Genomic DNA, 3,084 nt, shown 5'->3' with positions numbered 1-3,084 from the left:
CAGCCACCGCGTGACCGTGCCCTCGGTGACGCTCTCCCCGAGCGCCGGCATCTGCACCGCGTTCGACATCTGCTTCCTTCTCCTCACGGACGACGGGCTCGTCCGGCGCCGGATCGCGCCGGGTGCTCAGGTGACGGCTGCTCGGGGTGGCGCCGTGCGGGACCCCTCCCGCACGGCGCCACCCCGACAGGTTCAGGCGTGGGAGTGCAGGGGCTTGCCCGCCAGGGCGAGGAAGGCCTCCCCGAGCGCCTCGTTCTGCGTGGGGTGGGCGTGGACGAGGGTGGCGACCTCCTCCGGGTAGGCCTCCCAGTTCACGACGAGCTGCGCCTCGCCGACCTGCTCCCCGACCCGGCTGCCGATCATGTGGACGCCGACGACGGGGCCGTCCTTGGCGCGCACCAGCTTGACGAACCCCTGGGTGCCGATGATCTGGCTGCGGCCGTTGCCGCCGAGGTTGTACTCCACGACGTCCACCTCGCCGTACTTCTCGCGCGCCTTGGCCTCGGTGAGCCCGACGGAGGCCACCTCCGGCTCGCAGTAGGTGACCTTCGGGATGCCCGTCTCGTCGATGGGCACGGGGTTCAGCCCGGCGATGTCCTCGGCGACGAAGATGCCCTGCTGGAAACCGCGGTGGGCCAGCTGCAGGCCCGGCACGATGTCGCCGACGGCGCGGACGCCCTCCACGTTGGTGCGCAGCCGCTCGTCGGTGAGGACGAAGCCGCGGTCCACCGCGACGCCCTGCTCCTCGTAGCCGAGGCCGGCGGTGTTGGGGCCGCGGCCGACGGCGACGAGGAGCAGGTCCGCCTCGAACGTCTTGCCGTCCTCCAGCCGCACGACGACCCCGGAGTCGGACTGCTCGACCCCGGCGAAGCGCACACCGAGGCTGAACTTGATGCCGCGCTTGCGGAAGGCGCGCTCCAGCGCCTTGCTCAGCGCCTCGTCCTCCAGCGGGACGAGGTGGGGCAGGGCCTCCACGATCGTGACGTCGGCGCCGAAGGAGCGCCACACGCTGGCGAACTCCACGCCGATCACGCCGCCGCCCAGGACGACCACGCTCTTGGGCACGGAGTCCAGGCCGAGGGCCTGCTCGCTGGTGATGACCCGCCCGCCGATCTCCAGGCCCGGCAGGGAGCGGGAGTAGGAGCCGGAGGCCAGCACGACGTTCCTGCCGGTGTAGCGCTTGCCGGCGACCTCGACGGCGTTCTTGGCGACGAGGCGGCCCTCGCCCTCCACCACGGTGATCTTGCGGGACTTCACCAGCCCCTGCAGGCCCTTGAAGAGGCGGCCGATCACGGCGTCCTTGTACTTGTTGACGCCGGCCATGTCGATGGCCTCCAGGGTGGCCCGCACGCCGACGGCCTCGCTCTCGCGCGTGGCGTCGGCCACCTCGGCCGCGTGGAGAAGAGCCTTGGTCGGGATGCAGCCGCGGTGCAGGCAGGTGCCGCCGAGCAGGTCCTTCTCCACCAGGGCGACGGACAGGCCCAGCTCCGCGGCGCGCAGCGCGCAGGCGTACCCGCCGCTGCCCCCGCCCAGGATGACGACGTCGTACTCCGGCGCATCGGCCACGGCAGGCTCCCTCGCTGCTCGTCCAGCTGTCGGTCGCCGCTCATCCTGTCACCCCCGTCCAGCGGAACCCCAGCGGGGCGGGCCGCGGGCGCGCCGGACGCGCGACGGCGGCGCCGTGTCGACACGGCGCCGCCGTCGCGGGCGCAGGGCTCAGCGGCCCGGGAGGGGGGACGTCAGCGCAGCCACTCGCTCTCGCTGGAGCGCAGCCACTCGTCCTCGCTGGAGCGCAGCCACTCGTCCTCGCTGGAGCGCAGCCACTCGCTCTCGCTGGAGCGCAGCCACTCGTCGGAGGTGGCGCTCTGCGGGGTGTCCGTGCCGCTCGGGGCCGCCTGGGCCGCGACGGGGGTCAGCAGGACCGCTGCGGCGGCGAGGGCGGTGCCGGTGGCGCTGAGAGCGACGCGGCGGACGGCGGCGGAGCGGCGCATGCATTCCTCCAGGGCTCACCACCGGCCAGCGGTGGTGCGGGGTGTGGGTCGGGGTCTGGCGGGTGTCCTACCCGCGCGGCGGCCCGATGCACGCACCCTACATTGAGTAACCGACTGATCGCACACCGTTCATGAATGTGCTCTTCGGCACACCGCCCGTCACTTCGCCGCGAGCGACTCCGCGAGCGCCACCAGGCTGCGGACCGCCACGCCGGTACCGCCGCGCGGCGTGTAGCCGTGCGCCGTACCCGTGTTGAACGCCGGACCGGCGATGTCCAGGTGCAGCCACGGACGGGGACGCCCGGCCTCGTCCCTGCCGACGAACTCGGCCAGGAACAGGCCGGCCACGAGCATGCCGCCGTAGCGGTCGCCCATGTTCGCGATGTCCGCCACCGTCGAGTCCAGGCTCGGGCGCAGCTCCGCCGGCAGCGGCATGGGCCAGAACTGCTCACCGGCCTGGCCCGCGGCGGCGAGGAAGCGGTCGCGGAAGGCGTCGTCGTTGCCCATCACCGCCGACACCCGGTTCCCGAGGGCGACCATCTGCGCGCCCGTGAGCGTCGCGACGTCCACCACGTGGTCGGGACGCTCCTCACCGGCCGCGACCAGGGCGTCGGCGAGCACGAGACGGCCCTCGGCATCGGTGTTGAGCACCTCGACCGTGCGGCCCCCGTAGGTCGTGAGCACGTCGGAGGGCCGCTGGGCCTCACCGGAGGGCATGTTCTCCGCCATCGCCAGCCAGCCGGTGACGCGCAGCGGCAGGTCGAGCTCGGCCACGGCGCGCACCGCCGCCAGCACCGCCGCGGCGCCCGCCATGTCGCACTTCATCGTCTCCATGCTCGCCGCGGGCTTCAGCGACAGGCCGCCGGAGTCGAAGGTGATGCCCTTGCCCACCAGCGCCAGGTGGCCGCGGGCGCGCTTGGGGGAGTGGTCCAGCACCACCAGGCGCGGCGGGCGCGACGAGCCCTGACCGACGCCGAGGATGCCGCCGTAGCCGCCGGCGGCCAGCTCGGCCTCGTCGAGGACGCGCACCCGCACGCCGGTACCGGCCAGCTGCTCGGCGGCGGCGGCGGCGAAGTCGGCCGGTGCGAGGTCG

3 protein-coding genes are annotated in these 3,084 nt (G+C 73.7%); all 3 read right to left on the bottom strand.

Going from position 1 to position 3,084, the window contains the following annotated elements; genetic code table 11:
• Window positions 1-192: 192 nt before the first annotated feature.
• A complete protein-coding gene (gene lpdA, locus ABEB16_RS03625; RefSeq protein WP_345710906.1) occupies window positions 193-1,566 on the bottom strand; it encodes a dihydrolipoyl dehydrogenase in 1,374 nt (457 codons plus the stop codon).
• A 173-nt stretch (window positions 1,567-1,739) separates the two neighbouring features.
• Window positions 1,740-1,991: a hypothetical protein gene (locus ABEB16_RS03620; RefSeq protein ID WP_345710905.1), complete on the bottom strand. Its 252-nt coding sequence runs from the start codon at window positions 1,989-1,991 to the stop codon at window positions 1,740-1,742.
• Window positions 1,992-2,150: 159 nt separating this feature from the next.
• Window positions 2,151-3,084 (bottom strand): leucyl aminopeptidase (locus tag ABEB16_RS03615; RefSeq protein WP_345710904.1); only part of this gene is annotated, 934 nt, incomplete at its 5' end.

Origin of the sequence: Kineococcus glutinatus (genome assembly GCF_039542765.1) — a bacterium.
Taxonomy (GTDB): Bacteria; Actinomycetota; Actinomycetes; order Actinomycetales; family Kineococcaceae; genus Kineococcus_A; species Kineococcus_A glutinatus.
Note: the sequence above shows the minus strand (reverse complement) of the source record. Positions and strands in the feature narration are given on the sequence as shown.

What these genes read in the sequence shown, in the direction of transcription:
- ABEB16_RS03620 (WP_345710905.1), bottom strand. Translation starts at nt 1,991, where the DNA reads ATGCGCCGCTCCGCCGCCGTCCGCCGCGTCGCTCTCAGCGCCACCGGC.